The sequence below is a fragment of the Pseudomonadota bacterium genome (assembly GCA_022572885.1).
In the GTDB taxonomy this organism is placed as follows: Bacteria; Pseudomonadota; Gammaproteobacteria; order Steroidobacterales; family MnTg04; genus MnTg04.
On record JACZVC010000007.1, the window covers coordinates 70,516 to 90,101 of the forward strand.

The window sequence follows — 19,586 nt, forward strand, 5'->3', positions numbered from 1 at the left end:
GGTCAACCATGATAGGTCACCCTGTCCGGCACCGGTTTGGTCCGGTCCCAACGCGTGTAAAACGGCATCAGCAGGAAAAACAGGAAATAGATCGTTGCGAAGATTCTCGCAGCCAAGGTGAATGTCGCCGACACCGGCTGCATGCCAAGGTAGCCCAGCGCCACAAAACTGATGGCAAACAAGGTCACTGCAAGCTTGAAGATCCAGCCGCGATAACGAATGGATCTGACCGGCGAGCGATCGAGCCAGGGCAGGATAAACAGCACCACGATCGCAGCGCCCATCAACAGCACGCCCAGCAGCTTGTCCGGCACGGCTCGCAAAATGGCGTAAAACGGCGTGAAATACCAGACCGGCGCGATGCGCTCGGGGGTTTTCAGGCTGTTGGCCGGTTCAAAGTTGGCATGCTCGAGGAAATAGCCGCCCATTTCCGGCGCGAAAAAAACCACGGCGGAAAACAGCATCAAAAAGACCGCTACGCCCATGATGTCCTTGACCGTGTAGTACGGGTGAAACGGAATGCCGTCGCGCGGGATACCCTTGGCGTCCTTGTTCTCCTTGATCTCGATACCATCGGGGTTGTTCGAACCGACTTCATGCAGCGCCAGGATATGCGCGATGACCAGGAAAACCAGGGCAAATGGTACGGCAATGACATGCAGGGCAAAGAATCGGTTCAGCGTTATGTCGGAGATAAAATAATCTCCGCGCACCCATTCCACCAATGCTTCGCCAATACCAAACGGTATTGCGCCAAACAGCGAAACGATGACCTGCGCACCCCAGTAGGACATCTGCCCCCACGGCAACAGATAGCCAAAAAAGGCCTCGGCCATCAGCGCGACGTAGATCAGCATGCCAAACAACCAGAGCAACTCACGCGGTTTTTTGTACGAGCCATAAAGCACGGCGCGAAACATGTGCAAATAGACCACGATAAAGATTGCCGATGCTCCGGTTGAGTGCATATAGCGAATCAGCCAGCCCCAGTTTACATCACGCATAATGTATTCCACCGAAGCAAAGGCTTCGGCGGCGGAAGGCTTGTAGCTCATCGTCAGAAAAATGCCGGTGACAATCTGCAGCACCAGCACCAGCATCGCCAGTGATCCAAAGTAGTACCAGAAATTGAAATTTTTTGGTGCATAATATTCGGAGATATGCTCACGCCACATCTTGCTGAGCGGAAAACGTGCGTCGATCCAGACCAACAGTGCCTGCATGCGTTCGGTCACCCGCTCGAGCGCAGGGGTCCGCTCCGATTTCATGCCGCTACCCCGCTATCGGTGCCGATCAGGATGGTCGCGTCGCCGATATAACGATGTGGCGGAACAACCAGGTTGGTTGGCGCCGGCACGCCCTTGTAGACACGGCCGGACAGATCAAACTTCGAACCATGGCAGGGGCAGAAGAATCCACCCAGCCAGCCGGGACCCACTGCGGGATCGTTCGGCTGGAATTTCTCCAGCGGCGCACACCCAAGATGAGTACAGACGCCCTCTAGTACCAGGAATTCGGATCTGATTGAGCGTTGCTGATTGGCTGCATAAGCAGGCTGCTGAGGCTTGTTCGAAAACGGATCGCGAAGCTGATCCTCGATCTTGTCGAGAGTCGCAAGCATTTGTGGCGTTCGGTGCAACACCCAAACCGCTTTGCCACGCCATTTAATCGCCACCATGGAACCCGGGTCAATTTTCGAAATATCGACTTCGATCGGTGCTCCTGCCGCCTGCGCCCTGGCGCTGGGCTGCCAGCTGGAAATAAATGGCACGGTCGCCAGCACAGCACCGACGGTACCTGTCAATGTCGTGGCCACGATCAAAAAATGACGTCTGCTGAGGTCAACGTCACTACTCATGCGTGCAACTCCCTTTGTTTGGCGCCTGGCTTTATTTGATTTCCGACTGTCCGCAGGCAGGTTTGTACGGCCCGGGTTTTTTCGGCTCGCGCATTATACACTGGCTGTCAATAGCTGACGATGCATCACCATGCAATACTCGATGCAGATTAATAAGGCCCCGGACGGACATGGACCTGATGAACAGACGATGGACAAAACACGCGGTCTTTCTGGCTGAATCCATAATACTTGGGCTGGCAATCGCGTTCATCCTGGTCTGGTTCAGGCCGGATTTGTTGCGGGCTCCGGGGCAGGGGTACGGGTCCGACCGGCCCGGTGTCGAGCAGAATTCTTTTGCCGATGGTATTTCCACATCGATACCCTCGGTCGTTAATGTCTATACGATACGCGTGGTCAGCCGAACCGATCGCCAGGACGTCGTCGGCAGAATTCTCGGCAGCAGCGGAGCCGGCAATCTCGAGCGGCCGCAGCGCAGCCTGGGATCAGGCGTCATTATTCGCAGCGACGGATATATCGTCACCAACTATCATGTCATTGAGAATGCCGATGAGATCAGCGTTCAGATGCTCGATGGACGCGAAGAAAAAGCCGTTCTGGTCGGCACAGATATCGACACTGACCTGGCTTTGTTGAAAATACCGCTGACTGGTCTGCCGTCGATTCCACTTGGCCGGTCAGACCAGCTAAAGGTTGGCGATGTGGTGTTGGCGATCGGCAACCCCTATGGTCTAGGGCATACCGTTACCCAGGGCATTATCAGCGCTACCGGCCGCGCCCAGCTCGGCCTGTTTACCTTCGAGAATTTTATTCAGACCGATGCGGCAATCAATCAGGGCAATTCCGGCGGCGCACTCGTAAACACCAATGGCGAACTGGTTGGTATCAATACAGCGGTGCTGTCGGCAGGCCTGATGCCGGATGGCATCGGTTTTTCCATACCCGTCAACCTGGTTCGCGGCGTGAGCCGGCAACTCATCGAAAACGGTCGCGTCATTCGCGGATGGCTGGGCGTTTCACCGCAAAACCTCAGCCCGCAGCGAGCCGCAGAACTGGGCATCCCCGACACCACTGGTATCGAGCTATACGAAGTTGCCGGTGATGGGCCGGGATTCCGCGCCGGCTTACGGCCCGGGGACATTATTACCCATATCGACGGCGCTGCAATTGCGCTATCGCGGGAAGCGCTGAACCTGGTCGCCGGGCTTAGCCCGGAATCTGTGATAAGGATCGACGGGATCAGGGATGGGCGCGACTTTCAGATTCAGGCGAAGATCGAAGAAAGACCACCACTGCCTTGACCCGCATATCGGCAAAGCGGGTCAATCGCTTACCCTGCGTATGTCGGCGCCAATCAGGCCTAACTTTTCTTCTATGCGTTCGTAGCCACGATCGATGTGGTAGATACGTTGCACCCGGGTTTCACCATCGGCGACCAGCCCGGCGAGTACCAGGCTTGCCGATGCCCTGAGGTCGGTCGCCATGACCGGCACGCCGGTCAATTGCTTCACGCCCTGCGAAATCGCCGTATTTCCTTCCAGCCGGAAGTCCGCACCCATGCGCTGCATCTCCAGAACATGCATAAAACGATTTTCAAAAATGGTCTCGGTGATCGTGCCGGTCCCATCGGCCACCGCGTTCAATGCCGAAAACTGCGCCTGCATATCGGTGGGAAACGCTGGATACGGCGCCGTGCGAAGACTGACCGCCTTCGGTACCTTGCCCTGCATATCAACTTCCACCCAGTTGTCACCTGTGCTAACGGTTGCCCCCGCTTCCCGCAGTTTGCCGAGTATGGCTTCCAGGTGCCCGGGCCGCACATCCCTGACCCGCACCAACCCGCCGGTGATCGCACCAGCGACCAGGTAAGTCCCCGCCTCGATACGGTCCGGCAGCACGCGATAATCGGTACCGTGCAAACGCTCGACTCCCTCGATGACCAGCGTGTCGGTGCCGGCGCCGGTAATCCTGGCGCCCATTTGATTCAGGCATTCGATCAGATCCACTACCTCCGGCTCGCGTGCTGCATTTTCGATAACCGTCTGCCCATCGGCAAGTGTAGCGGCCATCACCAGGTTTTCCGTGCCGGTGACAGTTACCGTCTCAAGAACCAGTCGTGCACCATGCAGTTTTGCGGATCGGGCACGTATGTAACCGTTGTCGATCTCCACATCGGCGCCCATGGCGCGCAGACCCTCGACGTGGATATTCACTGGCCTTGAGCCGATGGCGCAACCGCCGGGCAACGACACATCCGCTTTTCCATGGCGCGCCAGCATCGGGCCAAGCACCAGGATAGATGCCCGCATGGTCTTGACGAGGTCGTAAGGCGCTTCGAATTCGGTGATTGTCGTCGAGTCAACCTCGATGGACATATTCTCATCAACCGTGACTTGAACACCCATGCGCCCCAGTAATTCGATGCAGGTGGTCACATCGTTCAGGTGCGGGATATTTCCCAGCCGGACCGGTTCGTCCGCCAGCAAGGTAGCCGCAAGTATCGGCAAGGCGGCGTTTTTCGCGCCGGAAATGCGAACCTCGCCTTCCAGCCGCCTGCCGCCATTGATCAACAAGGCATCCAAAATCAGTCCCTTTGCGTTGCCTGCAACGCTTCCCATTCATCCGGACTGAAGGCTCTGATGGACAGAGCGTGAATCTCCCGGCCGACCAGCTCGCCCAGTGCGCCATAGACCATCTGGTGGCGCTTGATTTTTGCCAGACCGTCGAACTCTGCCGCAATGACCAGCGCCGTGAAATGGCTGCCGTCGCCACTTTCGACCTCTACGCGGGCGTTCGCAAGCCCGGCAATTATCAGTTCTTCAACTTGTTTTGCCTGCATGATTAACCTTTTATAGCCCCGCAGCCGCACGTCCCCATACCTGAATGGTGGTTAGGCACAGAATGGGGAGTCGAATGTTAAAGAAAAAATCACCGACGAACAGTTGCCCCAAACCATATTTATCGTGCCCGCGTGACCTGGGTCAGTGTATCATTGATGGCTTTCGCGCAAGAAACAGACACCGTAAATGCTATTACTTGTCATTACTATTTTAGCCGGATTTATGCTGCTGGTCTGGGGAGCAGATCGTTTTGTCCTCGGAGCAGGGGCAATGGCACGAAATTTCGGCGTGTCCCCATTGCTAATCGGCCTGACCATCGTTGGCTTCGCCACCTCGGCGCCGGAAATTCTCGTGTCCACGATCGCCGCTCTCCGGGACAATACAGGTCTCGCCATCGGCAATGCGATCGGCTCCAATATCGCCAATATCGGCCTGGTCCTCGGCGCGACCGCCCTGACCCGGCCAATGAATATCCAGTCCGAAACCTTGCGTAGGGAAATTCCGGCGTTGCTGGCCGTCACCTTGCTCAGTGTCATGTTGTTTCTCGATGAATATCTCAGTCGCACCGATGGCTTCGTGCTGTTGCTGGGCCTGGGACTGCTGCTGCACTGGATGGCCAACCTGGGTTTTCGTTCGGCCGCGGGCGATCCGATGAGCGCCGAGTACGCAGCCGAGATTCGCTCCGACATGCGTACGCCGGTAGCGCTGGCCTGGTTTCTTCTGGGGCTTGCGGTCCTGCTCACCGGCGCCCAATTTCTGGTCTCGGGAGCCATTGAAATTGCCCATACCCTCGGCGTATCGGACTTGATTATCGGGCTGACCGTGGTTGCGGTCGGCACCAGCCTGCCGGAACTTGCCGTCTCCATCGTCGCCGCGATCAAAGGCGAGCACGACCTTGCCTTTGGCAATATTATCGGCTCGAACATGTTTAACCTGCTGGCCGTGATCGGCGTGGCGGCGACCATCAGCCCTGTCGATATCGAGCCCTCTGTGTTGACCTTGCATATACCGGTGATGGTGGGTCTGACCCTGGTAGTTTTCGCCATCGCGTACAATTTTGGCGGTCGCGGCCGGGTATACAGAGCGGAAGGATTTCTTTTGCTGATGTCGTTTATCGTCTATCAGACCTACGTCATCAATGGGGCTATAGGCTGAGTTCGCAGTGTGCGACAGTCTGAATGAATCATGTCAACAATAGATAAAGACAAAGTGCAATCGCTGGCTCGCAAGGTGCTGACCACGGAAGCGCAGGCCGTGACTGCGCTGGCGGACCGGATCGATGATAAGTTCTCCACAGCATGCCAACTTTGCATCGACTGCCGCGGGCGCATCGTCGTGACCGGGATGGGCAAGTCCGGCCATATCGGCAACAAGATCGCAGCTACGCTGGCCAGCACCGGCAGCCCTGCATTTTTCGTTCATTCCGGTGAGGCCAGTCATGGCGACCTGGGCATGATTACCGGCGAAGACCTGGTGCTGGCCGTATCGAATTCCGGCGAGACCAAAGAAATTATTACTATCCTGCCGCTGATCAAGCGGCTCGCCGTACGGTTGATAACGCTGACTGGCAACCCCGACTCGACGCTGGCAAGAACCGCTGACGTCAACCTCGATGTCAGTGTCGCCGAAGAGGCCTGCCCGATGAACCTGGCGCCGACGGCGAGCACGACGGCGACACTGGCGATGGGGGATGCCCTGGCCGTGGCGTTGCTCGAGTCGAGGGGCTTTACCGAAGAGGATTTTGCGCGCTCGCACCCGGGCGGGACCCTGGGCCGACGCCTGTTGCTGCATGTCGACGAATTAATGCATACCGGCGAATCGATACCCAGGGTGGCCATCGGTACGCCATTGAGCGAGGGCCTGCTTGAAATGAGCCGCAAAGGACTGGGCATGACGGCGATCGTAGATAAAGACGGGAAACTGGCCGGCGTGTTCACCGATGGCGACCTGAGGCGCAGCCTGGACAATGCTGTCGATATTCACACGACCCGGATCGAACAGGTCATGACCAAAAACGGCAAGACAGTGCGCGCTGACATGCTGGCGGCGGAAGCCGTCCAACTGCTGGATACCCATAAAATTACCGCCCTGATCGTCGTCGACGAAAACGACAAGGTGATCGGTGCAATGAACATTCACGACTTGTTGCGCGCGGGGATAATGTAGCCTGGTGAATTCCGACCTAGAAAAACTGGCGGCATCCATTGAACTGCTGATTCTGGATGTTGATGGCGTGCTGACCGATGGACGTCTTTATTTTTCGGTTAATGGCGATGAAACCAAGACATTTCATGTGCGCGATGGCTATGGCATCAGAAAATTGCTGGCTGCGGGCGTCCAGGTCGCCGTCATCTCGGGTCGGCAGTCCGCTGCGGTCACTCGCCGTATGAACGAACTGGGTGTCAAATATGTCTACCAGGGTTGTAGCGACAAGCTCGCCACTTTGCGTGAACTACTAAAAGAACTGGGCCTGGGCAGCGATGTATGCGCATTCATGGGTGACGATATTCCCGACCTGGAAGCCATGCAAGCGGTCGCCCTACCACTGTGTGTGGCCGATGCGCCCCCGAAGCTTTTAGCCTGTGCAAAATGGCAGAGTCAAACAAGTGGCGGCAATGGCGCGGTACGCGAAGCCTGCGATCTGATCAGCGAAGCGCAAAAAAGATATCGTTAGGGAAGCTCTGATCTACTCATGAACTCGTATCTTGCGCCCAAAATTTCCAGCTTCCGCGTTGCAAATCTTCGCAATAGCCTGCTATTACGTGCGATTCGCGCCTTGAATCTGAACATTTTGGACCACAATCTACTTCGCCCATGAATAGATCAGAGCTTCCTAAGTGAACTTCAGGGGAATCATTGCCTTCGTAATATTGCTTGCGGCGTTGGCAATCAGCCGCCAGTTTTTGGACCGCTCGCCGGTTTCCGATGAACCGGAACAATCGGCAGCCCGCGCGGTTGCAGGTTACTACCTGACAGACGCTATACTCGTACAGAGTGACAGCCTGGGGAAACCGTTATACCGCCTGCAGGCAGACCGCATAGAACAGTTTCCAAACAGCAAACTGGTGCGCTTGAGCATGGTGCGGGTCAGCCACCCGGGGAGCGAGCAAAACCAGGGCTGGGAGCTGAGCGCAAACGAGGGAGAGATTATGGACGATGGCCGGAAAATCGTATTGCGAGACAACGTGCAGGCGCGTCAAAAAGGCGAAAAGGCCATGAGTCTGATCAGGACGAGTGAACTGGTTTTCGACCCGGTCAATGCCATCGCCAGCACCGACGCCGAGGTAATTGTCGAGTTGGCTGGCTATCGGCTGACGGCAACCGGGATGATCGCGGACTTGAAGGCCAACACAGTCGAGCTACAATCGGCAATCAATGCGCATTTTGAACCCTAAATCCCGGCCTTTGCTGCTGTTTGCCCTGATTGCCTCCGCTGGCTATGGCCAGCAGATTCCGGAGGCTATAGACCTGCAAGCCGCATCTTCCACCTATGATCGTGAAACCGGCCACCTGGTTTTCAGGGAAGTCACCATCAGTCAGGGCGACATGAGCGTCAGCGCGAATCTGGCGGAGGCAACTGAACTGGAATTTGAAAATGCCGCCTGGATTTTCACCGGAAACGTGAAAATCAGGGCGGAAGAGGCGCTGATTTCCGGCGAAAAAGCTGTTATTAATTTCCAGGATCATCGCCTGGTTAGTGCCAGCATTAGCGGCCAGCCGGCAACCATAAATTGGGAATCCAGTAAAAACGACGAGGCAATAACCGGCCAGGCCAATGAATTGATCTACAACCGCGAGTCCGGAACGCTGACTCTGACCGGCGACGCGGTGCTCAGTTCGGGGATCAGTGAAATCAGCGGCAGCACTCTGCTGTATGACTTTAACGCGGAACAAATTATTGCCGGGTCGCCGGATGACGAATCCCAGGGGGTCCGCATAACCATCACCCCTGAAGAGACCACCGACAAACAGTCGGCCAAAACCCGCCCTGCAGAGCCTGCTGCCGCGTCGGAGGATCAACCGTGACCCATCTCGTGGCGACTGGCCTGACCAAAAGCTATCGCTCGCGTTGCGTCGTTGCCGACGTCTCGATGGAGGTGTCGGAAGGCGAGGTGGTCGGTTTGCTCGGACCGAACGGCGCTGGCAAGACCACGGCTTTTTACATGATCGTTGGTCTGATCCCCTGTGACCGCGGGCGCATCATGCTGGACGATACCGATTTGACCGGGTTGCCGTTGCACAAACGTGCGCAGCTTGGCCTGGGTTACCTGCCTCAGGAAGCTTCCATATTTCGCAAGCTGACGGTCGAGCAAAACATTAACGCGATCCTCGAATTGCGCATGGATCTCGATCGAGCCAGCCGCGAATCGGAGCTGGAGGAATTACTGGAAGACTTGCATATCGCACCGGTCCGAAACTCGATGGGTATCAGCCTGTCGGGTGGCGAGCGCCGGCGCGTTGAAATTGCCCGCGCCCTGGCGGCGCGGCCCCGCTTCATATTGCTGGACGAGCCCTTCGCCGGCGTTGATCCGATCTCGGTTCTCGATATTCAAAGAGTGATTACCCAGTTGACCGAACGCAACATTGGCGTACTGATTACCGACCATAATGTGAGGGAGACACTGGGAATCTGCAAAAGAGCCTATATTCTGCATCAGGGGAAGGTCATCGCGGAGGGAGATACGGATGACATATTATCCAGCCGGGAAGTGCGTGAAGTATATTTGGGTGAATCGTTCCGCCTCTAGCAGGTTGTTGAAAACCCCTCAGGCGAGTGCAAGACCAGGTAAAAATTGGCGAACAAGCGGAGTGAACACGCCAGCAAGTGAGCGTTGTGAGCCGATTTTTAACGCCGGATTGTGCCGCATGAGGCTTTTTCAACGACCTGCCAGCCCGGCAAGGGGGCAACCCGGCTTATGGTAAAGCTGTCTTTGCAATTGAGAATCAGCCAACAGCTGACCATGACTCCGCAGCTGCAGCAGGCGATACAGTTGCTGCAACTACCGGTGATGGAACTTCAGGCCAAGATCCGCGAAGCGCTGGAAAAGAACATCATGCTCGAAACCGGGGAGGATCCCGGAAGCACCACCGCGGAACCGGAGGAAACCAAGCCGGCAGCTCCTGCCGAGCCGGCCAGCCCGGATGTGGCAGTGGGTGAGTGGCGCGATGAAAACTACGTTGGCCCGGCCTCATCCAACTGGAACAGCGACGATTTTTTGCCCACACCGGAAATCATCGACCGCAGCCAGGAAACGCTCGGTGAGCACCTGCTCTGGCAACTGGGACTGGAGCATTTATCGCCTGAACAACAAGCGATTGGCAGAACCATCATCGATGCGATCGGCGACGATGGCTACCTGACCGAAACACTGGACGAAATAGAGCAAATTCTGCTTCCGGAAATCATTGCGGACGAGCAGGAACTGGAAAAAATACTGTGCCTGGTCCAGGGTTTTGACCCCGCCGGGATAGGCGCGAGGTCCGTAGAGGAATGCTTGCGCCTGCAACTCGACCAGTTCCGACCGGACACACCCGGCCTGGAGCTCGCACACCGTTTGGTGGCGGAGCACCTCGACTTGGTGGCGTCACTGGATTTCGGCCGCCTGCGGCAAATGTTGCGGGTCAGCGAGGATCTTCTGGAAGACGCCCTGACTGCAGTCCGCGCCTGTCAGCCAAAACCCGGCTACGCGGTGCAAAGCACGATACCCCAATATATCGTCCCGGATGTATTTGTCAGGAAACAGGACAATATCTGGCTGGTGGAAACCAACTCTGCCGTTTCCCCCAAACTGAGAGTCAATCAGACTTACGCCCGTTTGTTACGAGGCGGAAAAGATCATCAGGCGCTGAAAGCGCAACTTCAGGAAGCCCGCTGGCTGGTCAGGAGCCTCGAAATCAGGAATGAAACTCTACTCAAGGTTGCAACGTCTATAATTGAGAGACAGACACCTTTTCTGGAGCATGGTGAGGAACATATGCAGCCCCTGATATTGAAAGACATTGCCCAGGCGGTAGAGATGCACGAGTCGACCATTTCCAGAGTTACCACCAACAAATATATGCACACGCCACGCGGTATTTTCGAGTTTCGTTTTTTCTTTTCGAGCCACCTGTCTGCGGATGACGGCGGTCAGCAGTCAGCGGTCTCGGTGCGCGCGAAAATCAAGAAACTGCTGGCATCGGAAAACAGGAACAAACCGCTCAGCGATAATAAGATTGCTAAGGTATTGAATGAAGACGGTATCAACGTCGCGCGCAGAACAGTCACAAAATATCGCGAGGCGATGAATATTCCATCTTCAAGCGAACGCCGGCGAATGGCGTCTCGTTGAACTTACTGCTATGGGTTTTTTTGCAAGGAGCGAAGTATGCAATTGTCGATTACAGGCCATCACATCAATATCACTCCCGCATTGCGCAATTACGTTGACAACAAACTGGAGCGGCTCGAACGTCATTTTGAAAATGTGACCGATGTACATTGTATTCTCAGCGTGGAAAAATTGCGCCACAAGGCGGAAGCAACCGTCCAGGTCAGCGGTGCAACGCTGTTTGCGGACGAGGTGCAGGAAGATATGTATGCAGCCATCGACGGGTTGATCGACAAGCTCGACCGCCAGGTCAAAAAACACAAGGAAAAACTTCAGGATCATCACGCCAGAGATGCGCAGAAAACGCGCTATCTCTAGCCCGGCTTTTTCATGAATCGTCGCGATGATTGCGCAGAGCATTCATGAATGATCCGGGCTATTAGCCTGTCCCAGCCGGCAACTTATGGATGTCAAACAACTACTACCACCAGATCGCGTCGCATGCAATGTCGATGCGCGCAGCCGCAAACATTTGTTCGAAATTCTAAGTGAATTGCTTGGCAATTCCGATTCAGCCGGTTTGCCGCCAAACGAAATTTTTAGCGGCCTGACCAAGCGCGAACGGCTAGGCTCGACCGGGCTGAATAACGGGATAGCAATTCCGCATGGTCGCGCAAGCGGTTTGAAACTACCCTGTGCCGCGTTTGCCAAACTGATCGAGCCTATCGATTACGAAGCGCCAGATGGCAAGCCGGTCGATCTCGCGCTTGCTGTCCTGTTCCCCGATGGGGATGAAAGTATCGGCATTCTGGCGCTGGCCGCAGAGGTCCTTAGCGATCCTCAGCTTCAGTCCGGGCTGCGCGAGTGCAATAACAGTCGCTCCTTGCACGAGATGCTGATAGCGACGGCCAGCGCGTGGCAAGAACGCCAGCCATGACCGGGATAGCGGCATGCGCCTGATTATTGTCAGCGGCCTCTCCGGCAGCGGCAAAAGTGTCGCGCTGAATATGCTGGAGGACCTCGGCTATTACTGCATCGATAATCTGCCGGTAAAACTCGTCGACAACGTGGTCGCCAACGCCAGGGAGTCTGGCAATCAACAGGGCCAGAAGATTGCCATCGGTATAGATGCGAGAAACCGGGCAGAGGATCTTGCCGAACTGCCGGAACTGATCGGTGAACTCAAGAACAGCGATATTGCTTGCGAATTGATTTTTACGCATGCGGACGATGGCGTGCTGCTCAATCGCTATAGCGAGACACGCCGCAGGCACCCGCTAAGCGACGACATGACCGGTCTGCGCGAGGCAATCCGCCGGGAAAAGAAAATCCTCGCGCCGGTACGCAATGCAGCCGACCTGGTACTCGATACTTCGCGAACCAGCGTGCATCAATTGCGGGAAATTGTTCGCCAGCGGGTTGACCAGCGGGAAGCAGGAAGAATGTCACTGATGTTTCAGTCTTTTGGTTACAAACACGGTATTCCGGGCGATGCCGATTTTGTTTTCGACGTCCGTTGTCTCCCAAACCCATATTGGGAACCCGCTCTGCGCGACTTGACCGGCCTGGAGCCGGACGTCATCGAGTTCCTAGAGACACAGGAATCGGTTGGCCGCATGCTGGGCGAGATCGATGGATTGCTGCAGAACTGGTTGCCTGAGTTCGTCCGCGAAAACAGGAATTACCTGACGATCGCGATTGGCTGCACCGGAGGGAAACACAGGTCAGTCTATATTTGCGAAAACCTGGCCAGCCGGTTCTCCGCCAAGTATCAGAATGTCCTGACCCGGCACAATGAACTGGCCGGGGATCGGGATACTGGCTGACAGCCTGTGTTGAGCGGGCTGACGATGGCAGGTTAGACCTGCCCCCCTTATCCTAGTTACACTGCGCATGCGTCCAGCAATGCCTGGACAGTGATTCAATCACGGGAATCCAGCATGACGGCAGAGATTTTGACAGCGGCGGAGACCCGCCTACAAAGGCTGCGCGAAGCGTTGCAATCGGGTGGCCTGCAGCAGGTAGGCGGCCTGATCAACGCGCTGCATCCCGCGGAAATAGGCAATCTGCTCGAATCGCTGCCGCCGGCCGAGCGTGAAGTCGTCTGGGAGCTGGTCGATCAGGACATCGAGGGTGATGTGCTCGTCGAACTCAATGACGAGGTCCGCGGCAAGCTGATCGAGGACATGGATGCAGCAGAGTTGCTGGCGGCAATCGATGGCATGGAGGTCGACGATCTTGCGGACCTGATCGCCGATCTGCCGGAAACGATCACCCTGCAGATACTGCGTTCAATGGGCCATCAGGATCGCGAGCGCCTGAGTACGGTCATGGCCTACCCGGAAGACAGCGCCGGTGGCTTGATGAACACCGACACCGTAACCGTCAGGCCGGACGTAAGCCTGGAGGTAGTCTTGCGGTACACCCGCCAGCGCAAGGAAATACCCCAGGGCACCGACCTGTTTTTCGTGGTCGACCGCAATGACCAGTATCTCGGCAGTCTCGATATCAGTTGCCTTATCACCAACGACCCACAAACCGTGGTGTCAGATCTGATCGACAAAGACCGACCGGGCATCCTGCCCGGGACGCCCGCGACAGACGTTGCCAGCTTGTTCGAGGATCGCGATCTCCGTTCGGCGCCGGTCGTGGACGAAGATGGCCGCCTGCTCGGACGCATCACGGTTGACGATGTCGTCGACGTCATCCGTGATGAAGCCGAACACTCGCTGATGAGCATGGCCGGCCTCGATGAAGAGGACGACATGTTTGCCGGCGTTTTTACAAGTTCGCGCCGCCGGTCGGTCTGGCTGGGCATTAACCTGGCAACCGCTTTTCTTGCCGCATGGGTAGTCGGCCTGTTCCAGGCGACACTGGCGGAAGTCGTCGCACTCGCCGTATTGATGCCTATCGTGGCCAGCATGGGTGGCGTTGCCGGCAATCAGACACTGATCCTGATGATCAGGGGAATGGCGCTCGGCCAGGTCGAAAAATCCAACGCGCGCTGGTTGATGATCAAGGAAACCGCCGTTGGTCTGCTAAACGGGATGGGCTGGGCGACCGTGGTCGCAGTGGCGGTGGTGTTCTGGTTCCAGGACTGGCGGATCGGCGCGGTTATCGCGGCGGCAATGGTCATAAATCTGCTGGTTGCAGCCGCGTCCGGGGTTATGGTACCGATCGTTCTCAAGCGCATGGATGTCGATCCGGCGCTGGCCGGCGGCGTGGTTCTTACGACGATTACCGATGTCGTCGGATTTATGTCATTCCTCGGCCTCGGGACTCTTTTCCTCACCTGACAGATCTGCGCGCATGATTCTCGGTGCGGTCAAACTTCTTATCGGTTCGTCATTGAGGAACGCCCGCAAGGATTCCTCCTGCGCTTTACCATCGCGATAACCGAGCCGGATCAGGTCGCGGGTAAAGCCACCTTCAAACAACAGGTAACTGATCAGCTGTCTGCCGCCACGATTCATCGCGCCCATCCCGCGTAGCAGGATACGAACCGAACGCGGCAATTCGTGGGCGTGTTTCAGGGCGATTTCCCGAATATCCTCGCTGGGCACCATGACCAGGCAATCTATCCTGCGTAGCAATCGGCCCCCCGACACCGCGCTTTGCTGCGGCAGATGCTCGAGCAAGTTGTTGATCCGTGTGATTCTCTCCAGATCGGCGTACAGACCGTCCATGAACAAGGTATCCAGCATATAACCGGCGATCTGGCCCAGGCTTGGCGAGTCGTCCCATTCCCGATCCCGTGGCGATTCGCCCGTCTCGTCCCGCACGCTGATCGCAAGCAGGCGATCAGCGCCGAGGTGTATCGCAGCGCTGAGCGGCGTCGCCTGGCGCATCGCGCCATCGCCAAAATATTCGTCGCCGATGCGTACCGGCGAAAAGATGACCGGCATCGCCGCACTGGCCATCAGATGATCGAGACCGATTTTGCCCGCCCTGCCCTCACGGCGAATGCGATGCCACGGCCGGTGACCGGGCGCGGCCTGGTAAAAGGAAATGGATTTTGCGGAACCGTAGCCGGATGCGGTAATAACCAGCGCTTCCAGCGACCCGTGTTCGATTGCCGTGGCGATCTTGTCGAAATCCACATCGCGAGCCAGCAACTCACGCAAGGGTGAGCTATCCAGCAGGCAGGCCGGGTTTTTTAGCAATGCGCCACCCGATACCATGCTCAGGAACCAGTGCAGACTGGTGCGCAGCATGGTCCAGGCATCGGTGCGGTAAACGTGGTGCGCGCGGAAATTTCGCCAGACCCTGGCCATTTGCGCGACCGCCAGGCGATAGTTGTCGGCGTTGCTGGCAAGCACCGCACTGTTGATGGCGCCTGCCGATGTTCCACTGATGATTGGAAAGGGACTGGTTGAGCCGCGCGGAATCATCTCGGCAATGGCCTTTAGTACACCGACCTGGTATGCGGCACGCGCGCCGCCACCGGGCAGGACCAGTCCTTTCTGCAATTTTTGTGCTCTGTTAACCAAGGCAAAAATCCATTTTGTCTGATCTCTCGATACCAGCCACCATCGCTATGCGGTCAACACGATTCTATATCGTGCCTCGCCATCCGCAAGGATTTGCAGAGCCTCATTGACCTGGTCCATAGGCATCTGGACCACCCACGGATAAATCTCATTGGCGGCCGAGTATTCCAGCATTTCCCGGGTCATGTCCCGACTGCCTATGGAACTGCCGGTCAGTGTTTTCTGTTCGCCAACCAAATTGTCGATTGGGACCGTGATCGTCGCTGCCGGCATCCCAACCAGGCAAAGCGTGCCATTTGGCCTCAACAGGCGCATATAGACCGACCAGTCCAGATCCGCGCTGACCGTAACCAGCAGCAGATCGAAGGCCGCTGCGGAGGTGGCCAATTGGCCGCCATCCGTGTTGTCCAGAAAGAATTGCGCGCCCAGGACCTTGGCATCTTGTTCCCTCCCCGGTCCACGAGCGATAGCAGTCACTCGGTGGCCCATGCGGCTGGCGTACTGCACGGCCAGGTGCCCCAGGCCACCGATGCCAACGACACCAACATCCCGGCCCGTCCGCGGCAGCAGCCTTTTCAGCGGCGAGTATACCGTTACGCCGGCGCACAACAACGGTGCGGCCCGGAGATCGCTAAGGCCCTGGGGAATCGGATGGCTAAACCGGGAATCAACCCGTATCCGGCTGGCAAATCCGCCCACATTGGCTACGCAGGTTCTTTTGGGCTTGCTGCAAAGATTATCCTCACCGGCATGACAACTGGGGCAATCCAGGCAGGCGCCGCATAACCACCCCACGCCGACTCTCTGACCGACTGCCAGGTCACTGACCGCCTTGCCCGCCGCGATTATCCGTCCGACCACCTCATGACCGGGAACCAGCGGGTACTCGCTGATACCCCAGTCATCGTTGACCAGGTGCAAATCGCTGTGACACAGGCCGCAGGCGATCACCTCCAGCTCGACATCCATTGGGCCCAGCGCATTCAGCCTGGCTCGGCCCAGCGTCAAAGGCTGCCCCGGGGCAGCCGTCAGCCACGCGCTGGTTTCATCAGCCGATTTACTCGCCATCGATATGCCTGCATGTATGTTCTTGGGCTGCCAGACGCGCGAGCGGCCAGCGCATAGGTTATGCTGACCGTCGATGCTGGACTCGAACATCTATCGTGGAGACCTATAGTGTATAAATCAATCCTGCCGATCCTGTTTTGCCTGGGTCTGCTTTCACCGGCTGTGGTCGCGGCAAGCCCCGCAGTAGGACAACCGGCGCCGGCTTTTAAACTGCAAGACCAGAACGGCGACTGGCACCAACTGGATGATTACGACGGCCAGTGGGTAGTCCTGTACTTTTATCCGAAGAATTTCACGCCCGGCTGCACGACCGAGGCGTGCTCGTTCAGAGACGATATATTCAAATTTCGCAAGCTGAATATCGCCCTGCTGGGCGTCAGCATGGACGATGTCGAGTCGCACCGGGAATTTGCCAAGGAATACAGCCTGCCTTTTTCATTGCTGGCCGATGACGATGGCGAGATTTCCCGCCGCTATGGAACCTATCTCGGCATCGGTGGCGGCGTCGGCATAGCGAAGCGCCAGACTTTCCTGATCGACCCTGATGGGCTATTGGCAAAGCATTATCCAAAAGTTGACCCGGATGTTCACTCGGCGCAGGTCATTGCCGACCTGACAGCCCTGATGGCCGCGGACTGACCGGTAGCAACTGCAAGATATGTACCGGCTCCCCGGGCAGGAACGGTAGCGGTTTACCGCTTGCCCAGGCCCGAAACCCGGCGCGGTAATATGCGGACAGAGGATGTCCGCTCTGGCCACCCGGCATATGGAAGTAACCCTCCGCTTCGCGCCCCGGGGCAACGGCAAAGCGTTCGGACGCACCGAAATTCGCGCTCTGCACAAGCGGCATGAAGGTGTCGCCCGATGCCGCATGGGGCGGCATATTCAGATATGCGCCAAGCACGGGAATCTTGCCCAGCGGGTGGTTGATGCGAACCACATTGTAATCGCCCCAGGTCGCCAGCTGCCCATCCCGGTCCGGATCCAGCTTGCTGACAGCATCATCCAGTGCGGCCAGCAGGAAATCCGGCCATGAATCGTATTGCGGATCCAGCAAATGCCGCGGCCGCTGGTCGACCAATTGCCACAACGCCCCCTCGAACCTGCGGCTCAGGCGCGGCTGGTAATCCGGATCGGCCCGCCGGGCCTCCAGGGTCAGAAAATGTCTAACACGGCCAAAACAAAGATTCCGGAACTCTCGTACCAGGCGATACGCCTGCGAACCCGTCGATGCCCTCAGCTCGTTGTCCGCCAGAACGCTTGCCGCCAGTTGCCGCTGCGCGGTCTGCCTGGTGCCGGGCATCGCCAGCAGATCCAGCGCGAGACGCCGCCAACGGTCCAGAAACAAAGCCCGGTCATCCAGTTGGATTTTTAGAAAATCACCTGGGGTTGCATTTTGCAATGGAGCCAGATCGTCACGAATCTGCCTACTCCTCGCGCCGAGGCTGTAACCGCCATCACCAATCAGGGTCAGTTCCGCCTCGCCGACTGTCCTGGAATTCGCAGTCCAGATTTGCCCGGAGGCAGGATCGGTCACGCGCGGGTACTCCGCCGCGCTGATCCAGCCATTCCAGCCGGTCCCTGGGCGCGCCCACGACGCCGGCAGCAGGGGATCGTAACCACCCTCGCGGCGCGGAATTTTCCCGATTATCGTCCAGCCGATATTGCCATCCGCATCGGCAACCACCAGATTTTGCTGCGGCATGCCGATTTCGGGCGCAACCCGCAGCGCTTCATCGACGCTGTCGGCGAACATCATTTCCAGCAGCCGCACGTTGGTCGCTTCCGGCATCGCCGCGAGCCAGCGTACGCTGTGCAGCCGGCCTTGCCGGTCGCGCCCGATGACCGGGCCCCAACGGCTGTAGCGCACATCCAGGACCACATCCTCGCCGCCCTTGATCCGGATCGTCTCGCGGTGGATTTGCAGATCGCGGTAACCATCGGCAGTGAGGTATCGCCCATCATCCTCAGGATGACTTTCCAGGATTACCCGGTCCGACCAGTCCCCATAACTGTTGGTATAAGACCAGGCTACCCGCCCGTTGCTGCCGGCTATCATCAACGGCGTACCCGGCAAGGTCACGCCGGTGACATCCAGGTTCCTGCCACGTACATTGCCGACCCTGAAACGCGCCCGGTACCAGACCGCGGGTACCCGCTGCCGCAAATGCATGTCGTTGGCCAACATGCCGCCGCCGTGTGCGGTTCGCTGACCCGCCAGCGCCCAGTTATTGCTGCCCACGGCCATTTCCGGCTGGTATTCGGGCGCTGCAGAATCGGTGTCGCGCAAGGCCCCGGCAATCGACCTGAGGTCGTAGACCTCGGCCGCTGGCGGTGGCGGCGGGTTGATCGTCGGACCGGTCAGGGGCGCATCCCACTGGCTACCCGCGGGATACAGGAAACGGTACATCGGCGCAGCCAGGACGCTTCGCAGATAACCCCGTTCAGCATCGGAGTCGGCGTTTTCATCTTGCAGATCCGCATACATCGCCAGCACCACCAGCAGACTGTCCTCGGGGATCCATGGCTGTGGCGGCTGACGCAGCAGCAAGTACTCGAACGGGCTGACTGCCAGCGCGCCCAGACCCGCGTTGACGCCATCGGCATAGGCTTCGAGCATGCGCCTGTGACCGGCCGTCAAGCCTGTGAGAATTTGCCCCGCAACGTGGCGCAGCCGGTGTATGCGCACCGAGCGATCGTGAGCCAGCGCGCGGCTGCCGAACAGTTCCGACAATTCACCGGCGGCAGAGCGGCGTTGCAAATCCATCTGGAAAAAGCGCTCTTGCGCGTGCAGAAACCCGATGGCGCGGGCCAGGTCGTCCAGGCTCCAGGCGCTAAGCTCGGGTACGCCGAGACGATCGCGTTTTACCGTAACCGGCGCCTTCAGGCCGGCGAGTTCGAAAGATCCATCGAGCTGGGGCAGACTGCCATGCAACGCGGCCCAACCGGCGAAAAATGCGCCTGCAGGCAGAAGTACCGCCAGCAGCAGCAATCGGCGAATTCTTCTCATCAGGCTTTT

The 19,586-nt window shown here is 57.6% G+C and carries 20 protein-coding genes; 13 read left to right on the plus strand and 7 right to left on the minus strand.

Going from position 1 to position 19,586, the window contains the following annotated elements:
* Nucleotides 1-2 precede the first annotated feature (2 nt).
* Nucleotides 3-1,223, minus strand: coding sequence for a cytochrome bc complex cytochrome b subunit (locus IIA05_04085; GenBank protein ID MCH9026283.1), 1,221 nt, complete (start codon nt 1,221-1,223; stop codon nt 3-5).
* Between the two features lie 41 nt (nt 1,224-1,264).
* Nucleotides 1,265-1,858, minus strand: a complete 594-nt coding sequence (gene petA / locus IIA05_04090) for a ubiquinol-cytochrome c reductase iron-sulfur subunit (protein MCH9026284.1) — start codon at nt 1,856-1,858, stop codon at nt 1,265-1,267.
* A gap of 179 nt (nt 1,859-2,037) precedes the next feature.
* On the opposite strand from petA, the gene IIA05_04095 reads away from it, so the two are divergent.
* A complete protein-coding gene (locus tag IIA05_04095; protein MCH9026285.1) occupies nt 2,038-3,159 on the plus strand; it encodes a trypsin-like peptidase domain-containing protein in 1,122 nt (373 codons plus the stop codon).
* Nucleotides 3,160-3,180: 21 nt separating this feature from the next.
* Here IIA05_04095 and murA read toward each other — a convergent pair whose 3' ends face one another.
* Nucleotides 3,181-4,440: a UDP-N-acetylglucosamine 1-carboxyvinyltransferase gene (murA, locus tag IIA05_04100; protein ID MCH9026286.1), complete on the minus strand. Its 1,260-nt coding sequence runs from the start codon at nt 4,438-4,440 to the stop codon at nt 3,181-3,183.
* 2 nt (nt 4,441-4,442) lie between these two features.
* The gene (locus tag IIA05_04105) at nt 4,443-4,697 is read right to left on the minus strand and encodes a BolA/IbaG family iron-sulfur metabolism protein (GenBank protein ID MCH9026287.1); all 255 of its coding nucleotides are present in this window, start codon (nt 4,695-4,697) and stop codon (nt 4,443-4,445) included.
* A 187-nt stretch (nt 4,698-4,884) separates the two neighbouring features.
* On the opposite strand from IIA05_04105, the gene IIA05_04110 reads away from it, so the two are divergent.
* From IIA05_04110 to mgtE, 11 genes are all read left to right on the plus strand, one after another.
* On the plus strand, nt 4,885-5,853 hold the full coding sequence (locus IIA05_04110) for a calcium/sodium antiporter (protein MCH9026288.1): 969 nt from the start codon (nt 4,885-4,887) through the stop codon (nt 5,851-5,853).
* A gap of 30 nt (nt 5,854-5,883) precedes the next feature.
* On the plus strand, nt 5,884-6,864 hold the full coding sequence (locus IIA05_04115) for a KpsF/GutQ family sugar-phosphate isomerase (protein ID MCH9026289.1): 981 nt from the start codon (nt 5,884-5,886) through the stop codon (nt 6,862-6,864).
* A 1-nt stretch (nt 6,865) separates the two neighbouring features.
* Nucleotides 6,866-7,372 (plus strand): HAD hydrolase family protein, encoded by a 507-nt coding sequence (locus IIA05_04120; GenBank protein ID MCH9026290.1) that lies wholly within the window; start codon nt 6,866-6,868, stop codon nt 7,370-7,372.
* Between the two features lie 163 nt (nt 7,373-7,535).
* Entirely contained in the window at nt 7,536-8,093 is a 558-nt protein-coding gene (gene lptC, locus IIA05_04125) for an LPS export ABC transporter periplasmic protein LptC (protein ID MCH9026291.1), read from the plus strand.
* A complete protein-coding gene (lptA, locus tag IIA05_04130) occupies nt 8,074-8,724 on the plus strand; it encodes a lipopolysaccharide transport periplasmic protein LptA (protein MCH9026292.1) in 651 nt (216 codons plus the stop codon). The genes lptC and lptA overlap by 20 nt, the downstream gene beginning before the upstream one ends.
* On the plus strand, nt 8,721-9,446 hold the full coding sequence (gene lptB, locus IIA05_04135) for an LPS export ABC transporter ATP-binding protein (GenBank protein MCH9026293.1): 726 nt from the start codon (nt 8,721-8,723) through the stop codon (nt 9,444-9,446). Before lptA ends, lptB begins: the two co-directional genes overlap by 4 nt.
* A 168-nt stretch (nt 9,447-9,614) precedes the next feature.
* The gene (locus IIA05_04140; protein MCH9026294.1) at nt 9,615-11,030 is read left to right on the plus strand and encodes an RNA polymerase factor sigma-54; all 1,416 of its coding nucleotides are present in this window, start codon (nt 9,615-9,617) and stop codon (nt 11,028-11,030) included.
* Nucleotides 11,031-11,066: 36 nt separating this feature from the next.
* Nucleotides 11,067-11,387, plus strand: a complete 321-nt coding sequence (gene raiA / locus IIA05_04145; protein ID MCH9026295.1) for a ribosome-associated translation inhibitor RaiA — start codon at nt 11,067-11,069, stop codon at nt 11,385-11,387.
* Nucleotides 11,388-11,472: 85 nt separating this feature from the next.
* The gene (locus tag IIA05_04150; GenBank protein MCH9026296.1) at nt 11,473-11,946 is read left to right on the plus strand and encodes a PTS sugar transporter subunit IIA; all 474 of its coding nucleotides are present in this window, start codon (nt 11,473-11,475) and stop codon (nt 11,944-11,946) included.
* 13 nt (nt 11,947-11,959) lie between these two features.
* Entirely contained in the window at nt 11,960-12,835 is an 876-nt protein-coding gene (rapZ, locus tag IIA05_04155; GenBank protein MCH9026297.1) for an RNase adapter RapZ, read from the plus strand.
* A 114-nt stretch (nt 12,836-12,949) separates the two neighbouring features.
* A complete protein-coding gene (gene mgtE / locus IIA05_04160; protein ID MCH9026298.1) occupies nt 12,950-14,305 on the plus strand; it encodes a magnesium transporter in 1,356 nt (451 codons plus the stop codon).
* Here mgtE and IIA05_04165 read toward each other — a convergent pair.
* Both IIA05_04165 and IIA05_04170 read right to left on the minus strand, forming a co-directional pair.
* Complete coding sequence (locus IIA05_04165) at nt 14,270-15,478, minus strand: patatin-like phospholipase family protein (GenBank protein ID MCH9026299.1); 1,209 nt, start codon at nt 15,476-15,478, stop codon at nt 14,270-14,272. The two genes, mgtE and IIA05_04165, sit on opposite strands and share 36 nt — an antisense overlap.
* Nucleotides 15,479-15,544: 66 nt before the next feature.
* Nucleotides 15,545-16,567 (minus strand): NAD(P)-dependent alcohol dehydrogenase, encoded by a 1,023-nt coding sequence (locus tag IIA05_04170; protein ID MCH9026300.1) that lies wholly within the window; start codon nt 16,565-16,567, stop codon nt 15,545-15,547.
* Nucleotides 16,568-16,627: 60 nt separating this feature from the next.
* Between IIA05_04170 and IIA05_04175 the strand changes: the two genes are divergently transcribed.
* Nucleotides 16,628-17,206 (plus strand): peroxiredoxin, encoded by a 579-nt coding sequence (locus IIA05_04175; protein MCH9026301.1) that lies wholly within the window; start codon nt 16,628-16,630, stop codon nt 17,204-17,206.
* On the opposite strand, the gene IIA05_04180 is transcribed toward IIA05_04175, so the two are convergent.
* Nucleotides 17,169-19,577: a penicillin acylase family protein gene (locus IIA05_04180; protein ID MCH9026302.1), complete on the minus strand. Its 2,409-nt coding sequence runs from the start codon at nt 19,575-19,577 to the stop codon at nt 17,169-17,171. The genes IIA05_04175 and IIA05_04180 overlap by 38 nt on opposite strands.
* Between the last annotated feature and the right edge of the window lie 9 nt (nt 19,578-19,586).

Bases quoted from the DNA above. Each gene is read 5' to 3' on its own strand.
- IIA05_04175 (MCH9026301.1), top strand. From the start codon at position 16,628: ATGCTGACCGTCGATGCTGGACTCGAACATCTATCGTGGAGACCTATA.
- IIA05_04180 (MCH9026302.1), bottom strand. From the start codon at position 19,577: ATGAGAAGAATTCGCCGATTGCTGCTGCTGGCGGTACTTCTGCCTGCA.
- IIA05_04110 (MCH9026288.1), top strand. From the start codon at position 4,885: ATGCTATTACTTGTCATTACTATTTTAGCCGGATTTATGCTGCTGGTC.
- petA (MCH9026284.1), bottom strand. From the start codon at position 1,858: ATGAGTAGTGACGTTGACCTCAGCAGACGTCATTTTTTGATCGTGGCC.
- IIA05_04115 (MCH9026289.1), top strand. From the start codon at position 5,884: ATGTCAACAATAGATAAAGACAAAGTGCAATCGCTGGCTCGCAAGGTG.
- IIA05_04150 (MCH9026296.1), top strand. From the start codon at position 11,473: ATGGATGTCAAACAACTACTACCACCAGATCGCGTCGCATGCAATGTC.
- rapZ (MCH9026297.1), top strand. From the start codon at position 11,960: ATGCGCCTGATTATTGTCAGCGGCCTCTCCGGCAGCGGCAAAAGTGTC.
- IIA05_04085 (MCH9026283.1), bottom strand. From the start codon at position 1,223: ATGCAGGCACTGTTGGTCTGGATCGACGCACGTTTTCCGCTCAGCAAG.
- IIA05_04140 (MCH9026294.1), top strand. From the start codon at position 9,615: ATGGTAAAGCTGTCTTTGCAATTGAGAATCAGCCAACAGCTGACCATG.
- lptA (MCH9026292.1), top strand. From the start codon at position 8,074: ATGCGCATTTTGAACCCTAAATCCCGGCCTTTGCTGCTGTTTGCCCTG.
- raiA (MCH9026295.1), top strand. From the start codon at position 11,067: ATGCAATTGTCGATTACAGGCCATCACATCAATATCACTCCCGCATTG.
- IIA05_04095 (MCH9026285.1), top strand. From the start codon at position 2,038: ATGAACAGACGATGGACAAAACACGCGGTCTTTCTGGCTGAATCCATA.
- IIA05_04170 (MCH9026300.1), bottom strand. From the start codon at position 16,567: ATGGCGAGTAAATCGGCTGATGAAACCAGCGCGTGGCTGACGGCTGCC.
- mgtE (MCH9026298.1), top strand. From the start codon at position 12,950: ATGACGGCAGAGATTTTGACAGCGGCGGAGACCCGCCTACAAAGGCTG.
- IIA05_04105 (MCH9026287.1), bottom strand. From the start codon at position 4,697: ATGCAGGCAAAACAAGTTGAAGAACTGATAATTGCCGGGCTTGCGAAC.